Below are 15,159 nucleotides of genomic sequence, written 5' to 3'. Positions count from 1 at the left end.
TCAGGGGATCACCTCAGGGGGTCACCTCACGGGGAGGCGAACGAGGCGATGACGGCGATGACGACCGAGATGCCGAGCATCGCGCCGAGCACGACGAGCAGCTTCTTCTGACCGTTCTGGGGATTCGGTTCGAGGACTGGCATGCGAACAGTCTCGCATCTCAGCATTCGTCCTCGACCGTCCGGTCCCTCCCCGCCAGCGACCCGATGATCATCTGCGGCACCATCAGCCCGCCCATGAGCGCGATGGGCAGTCCCCAGCCGCCGCTGTGCTGGTAGAGCACGCCGACGAGGAGGGGGCCGGGGATCGAGATGAGGTAGCCGACGCTCTGCGCGAAGGCGGAGAGCCGGACGACGCCGGCGCCGGTGCGCGAGCGCATGCCGATCATCGTGAGGGCGAGCGGGAAGGAGCAGTTGGAGATGCCGAGGAGCACCGCCCAGACCCAGGCTCCGGCGGAGGGGGCGAGGAAGAGTCCGGTGTAGCCGGTGAGCCCGCACAGGCCGAGCGCGACGACGATCGGGCCCTGGTTCTTCATCCGGGTCGCGAGGCGGGGGATGACGAAGGCGAGCGGGACGCCCATGACCATGGTGACGGCGAGGAGGACGCCCGCGGTGGTGGCGGGGACGCCGGAGTCGCGGAAGATCTGCGGCATCCAGCCCATGGTGATGTAGGCGCCGGTGGCCTGGAGGCCGAAGAAGACGCCGAGCGCCCAGGCCGTGCGGCTGCGGGTGATGCGCGGCGCGGGCGCCCCCGGTGCGGCTTCGGGGGCGGCGGCCGGGAGTGCCGTGTTCCCGCCCCGGTCGCGCAGGAGCGGGAGCCAGGGCAGTACGGCGAGCGCGGCGATGACCGCCCAGACGCCCAGGCCGAGTCGCCAGCCGTCGCCGAGGGCGTCGGTGAGGGGGACGGTGGCCGCCGCGGCGACGGAGGTGCCGAGGGCGAGCGCCATGGAGTAGAGGCCGGTCATGCTGCCGACGCGGTCGGGGAAGTACCGCTTGACGATGACGGGCATCAGGACGTTGCTGACGGCGATGCCCATGAGGGCGAGGGCGCTGGCGGCGAGGAAGGCGGCGGTGCCGGTCGCGAAGGGCCGCAGGACGAGGCCGGTGAAGATCGCTGCCATGCCCGCGCAGACGACGGCGGCGGGGCCGAAGCGGCGGGCGAGCCGGGGCGCGGTGATGCCGAAGACCGCGAAGCACAGCGGGGGCACCGAGGTGAGGACGCCGGCGACGGTGCCGCTCATGTGGAGGTCCGCGCTGACCTCTTCGAGGAGGGCGCCGAGGCTGGTGATCGCGGGGCGCAGGTTGAGGGCGGCCAGGACGAGTCCGACGGACACGAGGCCGAGGGTCCAGGGGCGTGCCGGGGCGGCACGGTCCGGTGCGGGAGAATCCCCGGCTGTGGTGGGCGCCGCCGTGGCGGTCCCGGCCGGTCGTGCGGCGGGGTCGAGGGTCTTCGGCTCGTCAGGCATGAGGCCATCATAGAATCATGGGATGATTGGTTGTCCAATCTCGAACGAATGGGAAGGCGCTCCATGGCCCTCGGTCACCCCCGGCGCACCGGTCTCTCCGACCAGGTGATCGCCGAGCTGCGGAACCAGATCACCTCCGGCGAGTGGCCGGTGGGTTCGCGCATCCCGACCGAACCCGAACTGGTCGAGCAGCTGGGCGTCGCCCGCAACACCGTGCGCGAGGCGGTCCGCGCGCTCGCGCACAACGGCCTGCTCGACATCCGGCAGGGCTCGGGGACGTATGTCGTCGCCACCAGCGAGCTGGCGGGCGTCATGCACCGGCGCTTCGCCGGCTCCGACCCCCGGCACGTCGCCGAGCTGCGCTCCACGCTGGAGTCCGCCGCGGCCCGGTTCGCGGCCGGGCGGCGCACGGAGCGGGACCTGAAGCAGCTGGACGCGCTGCTCGTGCGGCGCGAGGAGGCGTGGGAGTCCGGGGACGCGGAGCGGTTCGTGACGGTCGACGCGGCCTTCCACCACGCGGTCGTCGCCGCCTCGGGGAACGAGGTGCTGACGGAGCTCTACGCGGACCTGGGCGATCTGCTGCGGGACTGGCTGCGCGACGACGTGGGGCAGGTGCTGCGGCCCGAGAACCACATGGACCACGCGCGCCTGGTGGACGCGATCCGCGAGGGCGACGCCGAGCGGGCCGGCACGGAGGCGGCCGGCTACCCCTTCATGTGCCTCAGGAGCCCCGTACCGGAGGAGAGCCGGGAGCAGGGGCCGGAGCGGGAGCCGGATCCGCGGGCTGGTGCGTGATCCAGGCGGACCGGACCTCCTTCCAGCAGCGGCCGGTGACCTGGGCGTAGTCGGCGGGTCCGACCTCCACGGGGGCGCTGTCGCTGTCGACGTCCCACCAGCGGTCGCACTCGACGTGGAGGCGGATCCGGTCGGTGCGGGGGTACGGATTGCTGCAGTGCGCGGTGACGCGGGAGCCCTCGACGTCGGTGCGGCAGGAGGCTCCGAAGTTCTCCGGCCCCTCGGCCGCCGGGGCGGTGGCGGGGGGCTCGTCGGCAGGGGCGGGAACGGTCCGCAGCTCGGCGGCCACGGCTGTCCCGGTGATCAGTACGGCGACGGCGGCGATCGCCCCGAAGCCCTGAGGTATCGCGCGCATGCCCGCACCTCCTCCCCGTCAGCAGCAGAACATCACGCTCTGCCTCAGTCTGGGGTCATTCGGGCTACTTTTCGACCCGTGCAGGAGTTGCGGAACGGCGAGGGCCGTGTGTCCGCCACCTGGGCGGACACACGGCCCTCACCTGCTGTCCCGAGCGGTTACGCGCCGATCGCGTGCAGACCGCCGTCGACGTGGATGATCTCGCCCGTGGTCTTCGGGAACCAGTCGGAGAGCAGCGCGACGATGCCGCGGCCGGCCGGCTCCGGGTCCGCGAGGTCCCACGCCAGCGGGGAACGGGTGTCCCAGACCGAGGCCAGCTCGCCGAAGCCCGGGATGGACTTCGCGGCCATGGAGCCGAGCGGGCCCGCCGAGATCAGGTTGCAACGGATGTTCTGCTTGCCGAGGTCGCGCGCCATGTAGCGGCTGGTGGCCTCCAGGGCGGCCTTGGCCGGGCCCATCCAGTCGTACTGCGGCCAGGCGAACTGCGCGTCGAAGGTCAGGCCGACCACCGAACCGCCCTCGGACATCAGCGGCAGCAGCGCCATGGTCAGCGACTTCAGGGAGAAGGCGGAGACGTGCATGGCGGTGGCCACGGACTCGAACGGCGTGTTCAGGAAGTTGCCGCCGAGCGCGTCCTGCGGCGCGAAGCCGATGGAGTGGACGACACCGTCGAGACGGTCGCCCAGGTGCTCGCGGACCTGGCCCTCGAGGCGGGCGAGGTGCTCGTCGTTGGAGACGTCGAGCTCCAGGACCTTCACCTTGTCGGGGTGGGGCAGCTTCTTGGCGATGCGCTCGGTGAGCGTCGGCCGGGGCCAGGCGGTGAGGATGATCTCCGCACCCTGCTCCTGGGCCAGCTTCGCGGCGTGGAAGGCGATGGAGGACTCCATCAGCACACCGGTGATGAGGATGCGCTTGCCCTCGAGAATTCCGCTCATGGTGATCAGTGACCCATGCCCAATCCGCCGTCAACCGGGATGACGGCTCCAGTGATGTACGAGGCGTCGTCGGAGGCGAGGAACTTCACCGCCGCGGCGATCTCCTCCGGCTGCGCGTAGCGGCCCAGCGGCACCTGGGACACGATGCCCGCGCGCTGCTCGTCGGTGAGCACCGCGGTCATGTCGGTGTCGACGAAGCCGGGGGCGACGACGTTGAAGGTGATGTTGCGCGAGCCCAGCTCACGCGCGAGGGAACGGGCGAAACCGACCAGGCCGGCCTTGGAGGCGGCGTAGTTGGCCTGGCCCGCGGAGCCCAGCAGGCCGACGACCGAGGAGATCAGGACGACGCGGCCCTTCTTTGCGCGCAGCATGCCGCGGTTGGCACGCTTGACGACCCGGAAGGTGCCGGTGAGGTTGGTGTCGAGGACGGACGTGAAGTCCTCCTCGGTCATGCGCATGAGGAGCTGGTCCTTCGTCACGCCGGCGTTGGCCACGAGGACCTCCACCGGGCCGTGCTTCTCCTCGATCTCCTTGTAGGCCGTCTCCACCTGCTCCGCGTCGGTGATGTCGCACTTGACGGGAAGGCAGCCGAGCTCGACCAGGGCGGCCGGGGGCTCGCCGGAGCGGTACGTGATCGCGACCTTGTCGCCGGCCTCGGCGAACGCGCGGGCGATGGCGAGGCCGATGCCCCGGTTTCCTCCGGTGACGAGAACCGAGCGGCTCAACGGATCACCCTTTCGATAGCGGTCTGGTAGCCGAAAACCTATCGGTATCGCTCCCGACATGAGGAATCGACCTCCCACAGTGGCGTAGGGGCCTCACTGTCGGATCCCTACAGCTCGGGGGCCGAGCCGGGTGACCGGGCGCGGCCCGCGGACCATGGTCCCGGGCGCCCGGATCGCGGGATCGGCGTACGGCGCCGAGCGCCGCGCGCGTACGTTTCTCGCCATGGCGGGGAGCCGCCCCCGCCCGGGTCCCGCCGGGGATCCTCCCCGCCGATGCCCGCCGCGCGAGGGTCCGTTGCGGCGGGTTCGCCGGGGGCGGACTCCAATGCGCCGACTCGGCCGCCCGTCCCGTGATTGACTTCCGGGACAGTTCAACCGCCGTCTTCCGATCGCCGAGAGCGAGGCCGCTCGTGGTCCATCAGATCGACCCTTCGTTCGTCGCGCTGCCGTTGCGGGCGCTCGCCGACGCGGCGCTCGCCCGAGCGCGCGCGCTCGGTGCCGAGCACGCGGACTTCCGCCTGGAGCGGGTGCGCAGCGCCTCGTGGCGGCTGCGCGACGCCAAACCGTCCGGGTCCTCGGACACCACGGACCTCGGCTACGCGGTGCGGGTCGTGCACGGCGGGGCCTGGGGCTTCGCGTCCGGCGTCGACCTGACCATGGACGGGGCGGCGCGGGTCGCCTCGCAGGCCGTCGCCATGGCCAAGCTGTCGGCGAAGGTGATCGCGGCGGCGGGTTCCTCCGAGCGCGTGGAGCTGGCGGCGGAGCCCGTGCACGCGGAGCGGACCTGGGTCTCCTCGTACGAGATCGACCCGTTCTCCGTCCCCGCCGAGGAGAAGAGCGCGCTGCTCGCGGACTGGAGCGCGCGGCTGCTCGGGGCGGAGGGCGTGGCGCATGTGGACGCCTCGCTGCTCACCGTCCACGAGAACAAGTTCTACGCGGACACGGCCGGCACGGTGACCACCCAGCAGCGCGTCCGGCTGCACCCTCAGCTCACGGCGGTCGCCGTGGACGAGACGACCGGCGAGTTCGACTCGATGCGGACGATCGCGCCGCCGGTCGGGCGGGGCTGGGAGTACCTGACGGGGACCGGCTGGGACTGGGACAAGGAGCTCGACGAGATCCCGGGGCTGCTCGCCGAGAAGATGCGGGCGCCGAGCGTGGAGGCGGGACGGTACGACCTGGTCGTGGACCCGTCGAACCTCTGGCTCACCATCCACGAGTCCATCGGCCACGCCACCGAGCTCGACCGGGCGCTCGGCTACGAGGCGGCCTACGCGGGCACCTCCTTCGCCACCTTCGACCAGCTGGGCAAGCTGGCGTACGGCTCCTCGATCATGAACGTGACGGGTGACCGGACCGCCGAGCACGGTCTCGCCACCGTCGGCTTCGACGACGAGGGCGTCGAGGCGCAGAGCTGGGACCTGGTGAAGGACGGCACGCTCGTCGGCTACCAGACGGACCGGCGGATCGCGAAGCTCACCGGCCTCGGCCGGTCGAACGGCTGCGCCTTCGCCGACTCCCCCGCGCACGTGCCGGTGCAGCGGATGGCGAACGTCTCGCTCCAGCCGGACCCGGGCGGCCTGTCGACGGAGGATCTGATCGGCGGCGTGGAGCGCGGCATCTACGTGGTCGGCGACCGGTCCTGGTCGATCGACATGCAGCGCTACAACTTCCAGTTCACCGGCCAGCGCTTCTTCCGCATCGAGAACGGTCGCCTCGCCGGACAGCTGCGGGACGTGGCGTACCAGGCGACGACCACCGACTTCTGGGGGTCGATGGAGCAGGTCGGCGGCCCGCAGACGTACGTCCTCGGTGGCGCCTTCAACTGCGGCAAGGCCCAGCCGGGCCAGGTCGCCGCCGTCTCGCACGGCTGCCCCTCCGCCCTCTTCCGGGGCGTCAACATCCTGAACACGACGCAGGAGGCCGGACGATGAACGCCCGCCACGACCTTTGCTGGGGGTCCGGGGGTCGTCCCCCGGGCAAGCACAGTCTGAACACGACGCAGGAGGCCGGTCGATGAGCCGCGTCAGCAAGCCGTACGAGATCGTCGAGCGGGCCCTTGAGCTGTCCCGTGCCGACGGGTGTGTCGTCATCGCCGACGAGGAGTCCTCGGCCAATCTGCGCTGGGCCGGGAACGCGCTCACCACGAACGGTGTGACCCGCGGCCGGACGCTCACCGTGATCGCGACCGTCGACGGTGCCCAGGGCACCGCCTCCGGTGTCGTCTCGCGCTCCGCCGTGACCGTGGACGACCTGGAGCCCCTGGTCCGGGCCGCCGAGGCCGCGGCCCGCGCCGCCGGGCCCGCCGAGGACGCGCAGCCCCTGGTGGAGGGCGTGCCCGTCTCGCCCGACTTCACGGACGCCCCGGCGGAGACGTCCTCCGCCGTCTTCACCGACTTCGCCCCGGCGCTCGGCGAGGCCTTCGCACGCGCGCGTGCGGGCGGCCGGGAGCTGTACGGCTTCGCCAACCACGAGCTGACCTCCACCTACCTGGGCTCGTCCACGGGGCTGCGGCTCCGGCACGACCAGCCCAACGGGACGCTGGAGCTCAACGCCAAGTCGCCCGACCGCTCGCGCTCCGCCTGGGCCGGGCGCTCGACCCGGGACTTCAAGGACGTCGACCCGGCCGCGCTCGACGCGGAGCTGGCGACCCGGCTCGGCTGGGCGGAGCGGAGGATCGAGCTTCCGGCCGGCCGGTACGAGACGCTGCTGCCGCCGACCGCCGTGGCCGACCTGCTGATCTACCAGCTGTGGTCCTCGACGGCCCGGGACGCGGTGGAGGGCCGGACGGTCTTCTCCAAGCCCGGCGGCGGCACCCGGCTCGGCGAGACGCTCTCCCCGCTGCCGCTGACGCTGCGCAGCGACCCGAACGAGCCGGGTCTGGAGTCCGCGCCGTTCGTGATCGCGCACTCCTCCGGCGACGACTCCTCCGTCTTCGACAACGGTCTGCCGGTCGGGCCGGTGGACTGGGTGAAGGCCGGCGCCCTGGCGCACCTGATCACCACCCGGCACACGGCGGGGCTTACTCGGTTGCCCGTGGCGCCGGGAGCGGGGAACCTGATCCTGGACGGCGGCGGCGAGCGCTCCCTGGAGGAGATGGTCGCCTCGACCGAGCGCGGACTGCTGCTGACCTGCCTCTGGTACATCCGCGAGGTCGACCCGGCGACGCTGCTGCTGACCGGGCTGACCCGGGACGGCGTCTACCTCGTGGAGAACGGCGAGGTGGTCGGCGAGGTGAACAACTTCCGGTTCAACGAGTCCCCGGTGGACCTGCTGTCGCGGGCCTCGGAGGCGGGCCGTACGGAGAAGACGCTGCCGCGCGAGTGGAGCGACTGGTTCACCCGCGCCGCGATGCCCGCCCTGCGGGTGCCGGACTTCAACATGAGCTCGGTCAGCAAGGGGGTCTGACCCGCCTAGACTGAGTCGTCGTACCACTGACAACTTTCTGAGGAGACGGACGATCGTGACGGACATCGTCGACGAGCTGAAGTGGCGCGGGCTCTTCGCCCAGTCCACCGATGAGGACGCACTGCGCAAGGCTCTCGCGGACGGTCCCGTCACGTTCTATTGCGGTTTCGACCCGACCGCGGCCAGTCTCCACGTCGGCCACCTGGTCCAGGTCCTCACCGTCCGCCGGCTCCAGCAGGCCGGTCACCGGCCGCTGGCGCTGGTCGGCGGGGCCACCGGGCAGATCGGTGACCCGCGGCCGACGGCCGAGCGCACCCTGAACGACCCCGAGACGGTCGCGAACTGGGTGAACCGACTGCGCTCGCAGATCGAGCCCTTCCTCTCCTTCGAGGGGGAGAACGCCGCGGTCATGGTGAACAACCTGGACTGGACCGCCGGGATGTCGGCGATCGAGTTCCTGCGGGACATCGGCAAGCACTTCCGGGTCAACAAGATGCTGACCAAGGACTCCGTCGCCCGGCGCCTGGAGTCCGAGCAGGGCATCAGCTACACCGAGTTCAGCTACCAGCTGCTCCAGGGCATGGACTTCCTGGAGCTGTACCGCCGCTACGGCTGCACGCTCCAGCAGGGCGGCTCGGACCAGTGGGGCAACCTGGTGGCCGGCCTCGACCTGATCCACCGCCTGGAGCCGGGTGCGGAGGCGCACGCGCTCGCGACCCCGCTGATGGTCAAGGCGGACGGCACCAAGTTCGGCAAGACCGAGGGCGGGGCCGTCTGGCTGGACCCGGAGATGACCACGCCGTACGCGTTCTACCAGTTCTGGCTGAACGTGGACGACCGGGACATCTCGACGTACATGCGGATCCTGTCCTTCAAGTCCCGTGCGGAGCTGGAGGAGCTGGAGGCGCAGACCGCCGAGCGGCCGCAGGCGCGCGCCGCCCAGCGGGCGCTCGCCGAGGAGCTCACCACTCTGGTGCACGGCGCCGAGCAGTGCGCGGCCGTCATCAACGCCTCCAAGGCGCTGTTCGGGCAGGGCGACCTGGCCGAGCTGGACGAGCCGACGCTCGCCGCCGCGCTGTCCGAGCTGCCGCACGCGCGCGTGTCCGAGCTGGGCCAGGTGGTGGACCTGTTCGCCGAGGTCGGTCTCGTGGCGAGCAAGTCGGCGGCGCGCCGCACGGTGAAGGAGGGCGGGGCCTACGTGAACAACGCGAAGGTGACCGCCGAGGACGCCGAGGTGGCGGCCGAGGACCTGCTGCACGGCCGCTGGCTGGTGCTGCGGCGCGGCAAGAAGAACCTGGCGGCGATCGAGTTCGCCGGCTAGAGGGATCATGACGGGAGGCCCGGTGGGCGCGCACTGCGCCCACCGGGCCTCCTTGTTCTTCTCAGGTTTTCTCAGGCGCGCTGCTTGTTGCCCTTGATCGAGGCCCAGAGCATGTCCCCCACGCCGACGACGGCGACGGCGCCGATCAGCTGGAGCAGGTGCCGGGTCCAGTCGATCCCCTTGGTGTCGTTGACTCCGATCCAGGTCGCGACCGCGTTGCCGAGCACGCTGCCGAGAATGCCGAACACGGTCGTCAGCCACAGGGGGATCTGCTGCTTCCCGGGCAGGATCGCCTTCGCGATCAGACCGAGGACGAATCCCACGATGATCGCCCACAACCAACTCATCGTCGCCTCCTAGTGCGCATGTGCGCCCAGTCTCGGCCCATCCGCCATACGGCGCATGTCGGACAGCGCCGCACGTGCCCCGGTCTCGTCGGCCCGGCGGGGCGGGCGTACCGTGGAATGAGGACCGGACCGGGGAGGGTCCGGCACGAGCGCGGGTGGTGGACGGTGATGACGAAGCGTGGCGGGACCGAGGTCTTCCGGATCACGGGAGCCCGGCAGGGGCTCGCCGACGACGTCCGGGGACGGCAGCGGCGCTATGTCATCTCGATGACGGTGCGGACGCTCTCCGTGATCGCCGCCGCGGTCCTGTGGAACATCGAGCGGCACGTGGCCTTCGTGGCGCTGGCGCTGGGCATCCTGCTCCCCTATGTCGCCGTGGTGATCGCCAACGCGGGACGCGAGTCGACTCCGTCCCTTCCCTCCACTTTCGTCCCGACTCCGGCACGCCCTGAGATCGACGCCCCAAACCTCAAGAAAAGCTCAGATCAATCATGACGATCCTGTGCACCGCACCCCATGTGCCGTGACATACTGCTCACGCGCTCCGCATCCCCCGTCGGAGCGACGGACCGATGCCGGGCAGCTCCCCCCGTGGCTGCCCGGCATCGCCCTTGCTGGACAATGATCGGGTGATCAATGGTCCCGTGAGCGAAGAGAAGCCGATCTGTTCCGCCAAGGGGTGCCGCGCCGACGCCGTCTGGGTCCTCGCGTGGAACAACCCCAAGCTGCACACGCCCGAGCGTCGCAAGACCTGGCTCGCGTGCGAGGAGCACCGCGAACACCTCTCCCAGTTCCTGGGTGTCCGGGGTTTCCTGAAGGACGTCGTCCCTCTGAACGAGTGGGACTCAGCCGCCGATAGCTGACATCGGGCGGTCGGGCTGGAGGAAGCTCGGGTCGTCGAGGCCCGAGCCGGCCTTCTTGCCCCACATGGCCTTCTTCCAGAGCTCCGCGACCGTCTCGTCGGGGACGTCGGAGCGGAGCGCGGCCCGCAGGTCCGTCTCCTCGGTGGCGAAGAGGCAGGTGCGCACCTGTCCGTCGGCGGTGAGCCGGGTGCGGTCGCAGGCCCGGCAGAACGGGCGGGTGACGGAGGCGATGACGCCGACCGTGTGCGGTCCGCCGTCGACCACCCAGCGCTCGGCGGGGGCCGAGCCGCGCTCCTCGGAGCCCTCCGGCGTCAGGGTGAAGCGGGTGCGCAGGGACTCCAGGATGTCCCCGGCGGTGATCATGCCGTCGCGCTTCCAGCCGTGCTGGGCGTCGAGCGGCATCTGCTCGATGAAGCGGAGCTCGTACCCCTCCTGGATGGCCCAGGCGAGGAGGTCGGGGGCCTCGTCGGCGTTGAGCCCGGGCATCAGGACGGCGTTGACCTTGACCGGGGTGAGGCCGGCCTCGCGGGCGGCGGCCATGCCGTCGAGGACGTCCTGGTGGCGGTCGCGCCGGGTGAGGGTCTTGAAGACCTCGGGGCGCAGGGTGTCGAGGGAGACGTTGACCCGGTCGAGGCCCGCCGCCTTGAGCGCGGCGGCGGTGCGCTTGAGCCCGATGCCGTTGGTCGTGAGCGACATCCGGGGGCGGGGCTCCAGGGCGGCGCAGCGCTCGACGATCCCGACGAGGCCGGGGCGGAGCAGCGGCTCACCGCCGGTGAAGCGGACCTCGGTGACGCCGAGGTCGGTGACGGCGATGCGGATCAGCCGGACGATCTCGTCGTCGGTGAGGAGGTCCGGCTTGGCGAGCCACTGGAGGCCCTCCTCCGGCATGCAGTACGTGCAGCGCAGATTGCACCGGTCCGTGAGCGAGACGCGCAGGTCAGTGGCTACTCGGCCGTATGTGTCGATGAGCACTGTGGGCCCCCTCCCCGGATTCCGGTTGCGTGTGTTCTCGAGCCTACGTGAGCGCACGGACAACGAGCAGGGCAGATTGTCACGAGGACCGGCGAGGCCGCGTCGTAGAACTCTACGACGCGGCCGTCCGTCGGTCGCGGACCGTATACGGTTCAGTGCGCTCCGACTCCGGTGAGGGACTTGACCTCCAGCTCCGCGTACTTGCCCTTGTCCGGCTCCTCCTTGGAGAGGATCGAGCCGAGCCAGCCGAGCAGGAAGCCGAGCGGGATGGAGACGAGGCCGGGGTTCTCCAGCGGGAACCAGTAGAAGTCGGCCGTCTTGAACATCGACGTGGGCTTGCCGGAGACGACGGGCGAGAAGAGCACGAGGACGACGGCGGAGATCAGGCCGCCGTAGATCGACCACAGCGCGCCCTGGGTGGTGAACCGCTTCCAGAAGAGCGAGTAGAGGATCGTCGGCAGGTTGGCCGAGGCGGCGACCGCGAAGGCGAGGGCGACCAGGCCGGCGACGTTGAGGTCGCGGGCGAGGGCGCCGAGCGCGATGGAGACGATGCCGATGAGGACGGTCGCCCAGCGGGCGGCCCGCACCTCCTCCTTCTCGGTGGCCTTCCCGCGCCGGATGACGTTGGCGTAGATGTCGTGCGCGAAGGACGACGAGGAGGCCAGGGTCAGGCCGGCGACGACGGCAAGGATGGTCGCGAAGGCCACGGCGGAGATGACGGCGAGCAGGATCGCGCCTCCGGTGGAGTCGGCGCCGCCGCCGATCTCCAGGGCCGCGAGCGGGGCGGCCGTGTTGCCGGCCTTGTTGGAGGCGACGATGTCGCTGTTCTTGAGGAGGGCGGCGGCGCCGAAGCCGAGGACGATCGTCATCAGGTAGAAGGCGCCGATGATGCCGATGGCCCAGTTCACGGACTTACGGGCGGCCTTGGCGGTCGGCACCGTGTAGAAGCGGATGAGGATGTGCGGCAGGCCGGCGGTGCCGAGGACGAGCGCGATGCCGAGCGAGAGGAAGTCCAGCTTGGAGGTGGCGGTGGCGCCGTACTTGAGGCCGGGCTCCAGGAAGGCCGCGCCCTTGCCGCTGTTGGTGGCGGCGGCGCCGAGCAGCTCGGAGACGTTGAAGTGGAACTTGAGGAGGATGAGGAAGGTGATGAGGAGGGTGCCCGCGATGAGCAGGACCGCCTTGACCATCTGCACCCAGGTGGTGCCCTTCATGCCGCCGATCGTCACGTACACGATCATCAGGAGGCCGACCAGGGCGACGATCGCGACCTTGCCGCCGTCGCTGGTGATGCCGAGCAGCAGCGAGACGAGGACGCCGGCGCCCGCCATCTGGGCGAGCAGGTAGAAGATGGACACGACGATCGTCGAGGTGCCGGCGGCGGTGCGGACGGGCCGCTGGCGCATCCGGTAGGCGAGGACGTCGCCCATGGTGAACCGGCCGGAGTTGCGGAGCGGTTCGGCGACCAGGAGCAGGGCGACGAGCCAGGCGACGAGGAAGCCGATCGAGTACAGGAAGCCGTCGTAGCCGAAGAGGGCGATGGCGCCGGCGATGCCGAGGAAGGACGCGGCGGACATGTAGTCGCCGGAGATCGCGAGGCCGTTCTGGAAGCCGGTGAACTGGCGTCCGCCGGCGTAGAAGTCGGCGGCGCTCTTCGTCTGGCGGCCGGCCCAGACGGTGATGGCGAGGGTGGCGACGACGAAGGCGCCGAACAGGGCGATGATCAGGGGCCGGTGCTCGGTGGTGGCGTTGCCGGCCGCGAGCAGGACGGGGGTGCTCATGCGTCGCCCTCCATACGGGTTCTGATGGCCTCGGCGCGGGGGTCGAGCCGGCGTGCCGCGTGCCGCGAGTAGAGCCAGGCGATGAGGAACGTGGTGAGGAACTGGCCGAGGCCGAGGATCAGGGCCACGTTGATGTTGCCGAAGACCTTGGTGCCCATGAAGCCGCCCGCGTAGTTGGAGAGCAGCACGTACAGCAGGTACCAGGCGATGAAGGCCAGGGTGAGGGGGAAGGCGAAGGAGCGGTACGTGCGGCGCAGTTCGCCGAACTCCGCTCCTTCCTGCACCTCGATGAACTGCTCCGTCGTGGGCGACGCGGGACCGTGGTCGGTCTCCGTGCCGTTTCTGGGCGGCGGCGGTGCTTCGGTAGCCACGGAATCTCCTCGTGACGCGGGGACGGACGGCATGGTCAAGGGGGCCTCACCAGGGGTGCGGGAAGCGGGGCTCCGAGCGGAGCCCCTCCCCTGACCAACGGCACGGAGCCGGAAGCGACGCGGTTCATCCGAGGGATTTCTTTGAACATATCTTCATGAAGTCTTCTCAACTCATTGAAGCTTCGGGAAGATCAGCGATAGCTTCACTCGTCATGCACCTGTCCCCGCGTAAACCCGCGCGTGGACAGTACATACGGATGATGTGGAGAACCCATGGCTCATCTGGGATCGAGGCGCGGCCGAGCTCTCGCTCTGCCGGTTGGTCTCGCGCTCACGGCCTCGCTCGGCTTCCTTGCCCCCGGCGCCGCCTCCGCCGCGGAACTGAGCGACGCTCCGGCCACCGTGGCCACGAACGGCCCGAAGCTCTCGTACGTCGTCAACGTCGAGGGTGGCCGCTGGACCGCCGCCTCGGTGAAGAAGGCCATCGCCGCCGCGGGCGGTGAAGTGGTCATCTCGTACGACCAGATAGGCGTGATAGTCGTCCACTCGCAGAACCCCGAGTTCGCGAAGACGATCCGTCAGGCGCGCGGCGTGGTGTCGGCCGGTTCGACCCGGACCGCCCCGCTCTCCGTCCAGTCCGACGACTCCGTCGACGAGGGCGCGCAGACGCTGTCCGCGGCCGAGGCGAAGGCCGCCGCCGCCCGGGCGACGGACGAGCAGGACCCGCTGGAGCCCCTGCAGTGGGACCTCCCGGCGATCAAGGCCGACAAGGCCCACCAGAAGACGCTCGGCAGCAAGCGCGTCACCGTCGGCGTCATCGACACGGGTGTCGACGACACCCACCCGGACCTGGCGCCGAACTTCGACGCCGCCGCCTCCGCCAACTGCGTGTCCGGCAAGCCGGACACCACCGCCGGCTCGTGGCGTCCGAACCCGGGCGAGAGCGACCACGGCACGCACGTCGCCGGCACCATCGCCGCCGCCAAGAACGGCGTCGGCATCACCGGTGTCGCCCCGGGCGTGAAGGTCTCCGGCATCAAGGTGTCCACCCCGGACGGCTTCTTCTACACCGAGGCCGTGGTCTGCGGCTTCGTGTGGGCGGCCGAGCACGGCGTCGACATCACGAACAACAGCTACTACACCGACCCGTGGATGTTCGCCTGCAAGAACGACGAGGACCAGAAGGCCCTCATCGAGGCGGTCACCCGCGCGACCCGCTACGCGGAGCGCAAGGGCACGGTCAACGTCGCCGCGGCCGGCAACTCGAAGTTCGACCTCGCTGCCGACTCGATCCTCGACAACAGCAGCCCGAACGACACCACGCCGGGCGACCGGGTCATCGACCCGAAGGAGTGCTTCGACTACCCGGCCATGCTGCCGGGCGTCGTGACGGTCTCCGCGACCGGCGCCAAGGACCTCAAGGCGTCCTACTCCAACTACGGTCTCGGCGTGATCGACATCGCCGCCCCCGGCGGTGACCGCACCGAGTACCAGACGCCGGACGCCCCGGCGGTCAACGGCCGCATCCTGTCGACCACGGTCAACGGCGGCTACAACTACAAGGCCGGTACGTCGATGGCCTCGCCGCACGCGGCGGGTGTCCTGGCGCTCATCAAGTCGACGCACCCCTACGCGAGCCCGGCGGCGCTGAAGGCGCTGCTGTACGCGCAGGCCGACGACCGCGCCTGCACCAACCCGTACGACATCGAGGGCGACGGCAAGATCGACGCCGTCTGCGAGGGTGGCAAGAACAAGAACGGCTTCTACGGAGCCGGTCTGATCGACGCGCTCGACGCCGTCCGCTGGTAACGACCGCGGTCCGGT

16 protein-coding genes are annotated in these 15,159 nt (G+C 70.5%); 7 read left to right on the top strand and 9 right to left on the bottom strand.

Translation table 11 applies throughout. From position 1 onward, the window contains the following. Positions 1-26: 26 nt before the first annotated feature. A complete protein-coding gene (locus IE237_RS41330) occupies positions 27-143 on the bottom strand; it encodes an SGM_5486 family transporter-associated protein (protein WP_267259769.1) in 117 nt (38 codons plus the stop codon). Positions 144-160: 17 nt separating this feature from the next. Continuing rightward, the gene (locus tag IE237_RS15625; RefSeq protein WP_189802509.1) at positions 161-1,465 is read right to left on the bottom strand and encodes a CynX/NimT family MFS transporter; all 1,305 of its coding nucleotides are present in this window, start codon (positions 1,463-1,465) and stop codon (positions 161-163) included. A 63-nt stretch (positions 1,466-1,528) separates the two neighbouring features. On the opposite strand from IE237_RS15625, the gene IE237_RS15620 reads away from it, so the two are divergent. Further along, entirely contained in the window at positions 1,529-2,260 is a 732-nt protein-coding gene (locus tag IE237_RS15620; protein WP_189802508.1) for a FadR/GntR family transcriptional regulator, read from the top strand. Here IE237_RS15620 and IE237_RS15615 read toward each other — a convergent pair. The 3 genes from IE237_RS15615 to fabG form a co-directional block, all read right to left on the bottom strand. After that, entirely contained in the window at positions 2,187-2,615 is a 429-nt protein-coding gene (locus IE237_RS15615) for a hypothetical protein (RefSeq protein WP_189802507.1), read from the bottom strand. The two genes, IE237_RS15620 and IE237_RS15615, sit on opposite strands and share 74 nt — an antisense overlap. Positions 2,616-2,773: 158 nt before the next feature. Beyond that, on the bottom strand, positions 2,774-3,550 hold the full coding sequence (gene fabI, locus IE237_RS15610; protein ID WP_189802506.1) for an enoyl-ACP reductase FabI: 777 nt from the start codon (positions 3,548-3,550) through the stop codon (positions 2,774-2,776). A gap of 5 nt (positions 3,551-3,555) precedes the next feature. Next, the gene (gene fabG, locus IE237_RS15605; RefSeq protein WP_030691676.1) at positions 3,556-4,275 is read right to left on the bottom strand and encodes a 3-oxoacyl-[acyl-carrier-protein] reductase; all 720 of its coding nucleotides are present in this window, start codon (positions 4,273-4,275) and stop codon (positions 3,556-3,558) included. Between the two features lie 410 nt (positions 4,276-4,685). On the opposite strand from fabG, the gene IE237_RS15600 reads away from it, so the two are divergent. From IE237_RS15600 to tyrS, 3 genes are all read left to right on the top strand, one after another. Beyond that, complete coding sequence (locus IE237_RS15600; RefSeq protein WP_189802505.1) at positions 4,686-6,209, top strand: TldD/PmbA family protein; 1,524 nt, start codon at positions 4,686-4,688, stop codon at positions 6,207-6,209. 82 nt (positions 6,210-6,291) lie between these two features. Beyond that, the gene (locus IE237_RS15595; RefSeq protein ID WP_189802504.1) at positions 6,292-7,683 is read left to right on the top strand and encodes a metallopeptidase TldD-related protein; all 1,392 of its coding nucleotides are present in this window, start codon (positions 6,292-6,294) and stop codon (positions 7,681-7,683) included. Positions 7,684-7,738: 55 nt separating this feature from the next. Then, positions 7,739-9,004 (top strand): tyrosine--tRNA ligase, encoded by a 1,266-nt coding sequence (gene tyrS / locus IE237_RS15590; protein WP_189802503.1) that lies wholly within the window; start codon positions 7,739-7,741, stop codon positions 9,002-9,004. Positions 9,005-9,075: 71 nt separating this feature from the next. Here the strand turns inward: tyrS and IE237_RS15585 are convergent, their stop codons facing one another. Further along, positions 9,076-9,351, bottom strand: coding sequence for a GlsB/YeaQ/YmgE family stress response membrane protein (locus tag IE237_RS15585; protein WP_189802502.1), 276 nt, complete (start codon positions 9,349-9,351; stop codon positions 9,076-9,078). A gap of 168 nt (positions 9,352-9,519) precedes the next feature. On the opposite strand from IE237_RS15585, the gene IE237_RS15580 reads away from it, so the two are divergent. Together IE237_RS15580 and IE237_RS15575 are read left to right on the top strand one after the other, a co-directional pair. Then, a complete protein-coding gene (locus IE237_RS15580; RefSeq protein ID WP_189802501.1) occupies positions 9,520-9,846 on the top strand; it encodes a DUF3099 domain-containing protein in 327 nt (108 codons plus the stop codon). 149 nt (positions 9,847-9,995) lie between these two features. Next, positions 9,996-10,214 (top strand): hypothetical protein, encoded by a 219-nt coding sequence (locus tag IE237_RS15575; RefSeq protein ID WP_189802500.1) that lies wholly within the window; start codon positions 9,996-9,998, stop codon positions 10,212-10,214. On the opposite strand, the gene moaA is transcribed toward IE237_RS15575, so the two are convergent. The 3 genes from moaA to IE237_RS15560 all read right to left on the bottom strand — a co-directional run bounded on the left by moaA (position 10,197) and on the right by IE237_RS15560 (position 13,335). Beyond that, positions 10,197-11,186 carry a GTP 3',8-cyclase MoaA gene (gene moaA, locus IE237_RS15570; RefSeq protein ID WP_229842689.1) on the bottom strand — a complete coding sequence of 330 codons (990 nt, stop codon included), beginning with the start codon at positions 11,184-11,186 and terminating at the stop codon, positions 10,197-10,199. The two genes, IE237_RS15575 and moaA, sit on opposite strands and share 18 nt — an antisense overlap. Before the next feature lie 152 nt (positions 11,187-11,338). Further along, a complete protein-coding gene (locus IE237_RS15565; RefSeq protein ID WP_189802498.1) occupies positions 11,339-12,964 on the bottom strand; it encodes a monocarboxylic acid transporter in 1,626 nt (541 codons plus the stop codon). Further along, entirely contained in the window at positions 12,961-13,335 is a 375-nt protein-coding gene (locus IE237_RS15560) for a DUF485 domain-containing protein (protein WP_189802497.1), read from the bottom strand. The genes IE237_RS15565 and IE237_RS15560 overlap by 4 nt, the downstream gene beginning before the upstream one ends. 273 nt (positions 13,336-13,608) lie before the next feature. Between IE237_RS15560 and IE237_RS15555 the strand changes: the two genes are divergently transcribed. Then, the gene (locus tag IE237_RS15555; RefSeq protein WP_189802496.1) at positions 13,609-15,144 is read left to right on the top strand and encodes a S8 family peptidase; all 1,536 of its coding nucleotides are present in this window, start codon (positions 13,609-13,611) and stop codon (positions 15,142-15,144) included. Positions 15,145-15,159: the final 15 nt, after the last annotated feature.

It is taken from the genome of Streptomyces tanashiensis, from assembly GCF_014648895.1.
GTDB lineage: Bacteria > Actinomycetota > Actinomycetes > Streptomycetales > Streptomycetaceae > Streptomyces > Streptomyces tanashiensis.
This window is presented reverse-complemented; position numbering and strand designations above follow the sequence as displayed.

What these genes read in the sequence shown, in the direction of transcription:
- IE237_RS41330 (WP_267259769.1), bottom strand. Translation starts at nt 143, where the DNA reads ATGCCAGTCCTCGAACCGAATCCCCAGAACGGTCAGAAGAAGCTGCTC.
- IE237_RS15625 (WP_189802509.1), bottom strand. Translation starts at nt 1,465, where the DNA reads ATGCCTGACGAGCCGAAGACCCTCGACCCCGCCGCACGACCGGCCGGG.
- IE237_RS15620 (WP_189802508.1), top strand. Translation starts at nt 1,529, where the DNA reads ATGGCCCTCGGTCACCCCCGGCGCACCGGTCTCTCCGACCAGGTGATC.
- IE237_RS15615 (WP_189802507.1), bottom strand. Translation starts at nt 2,615, where the DNA reads ATGCGCGCGATACCTCAGGGCTTCGGGGCGATCGCCGCCGTCGCCGTA.
- fabI (WP_189802506.1), bottom strand. Translation starts at nt 3,550, where the DNA reads ATGAGCGGAATTCTCGAGGGCAAGCGCATCCTCATCACCGGTGTGCTG.
- IE237_RS15595 (WP_189802504.1), top strand. Translation starts at nt 6,292, where the DNA reads ATGAGCCGCGTCAGCAAGCCGTACGAGATCGTCGAGCGGGCCCTTGAG.
- IE237_RS15585 (WP_189802502.1), bottom strand. Translation starts at nt 9,351, where the DNA reads ATGAGTTGGTTGTGGGCGATCATCGTGGGATTCGTCCTCGGTCTGATC.
- IE237_RS15580 (WP_189802501.1), top strand. Translation starts at nt 9,520, where the DNA reads ATGACGAAGCGTGGCGGGACCGAGGTCTTCCGGATCACGGGAGCCCGG.
- IE237_RS15565 (WP_189802498.1), bottom strand. Translation starts at nt 12,964, where the DNA reads ATGAGCACCCCCGTCCTGCTCGCGGCCGGCAACGCCACCACCGAGCAC.
- IE237_RS15555 (WP_189802496.1), top strand. Translation starts at nt 13,609, where the DNA reads ATGGCTCATCTGGGATCGAGGCGCGGCCGAGCTCTCGCTCTGCCGGTT.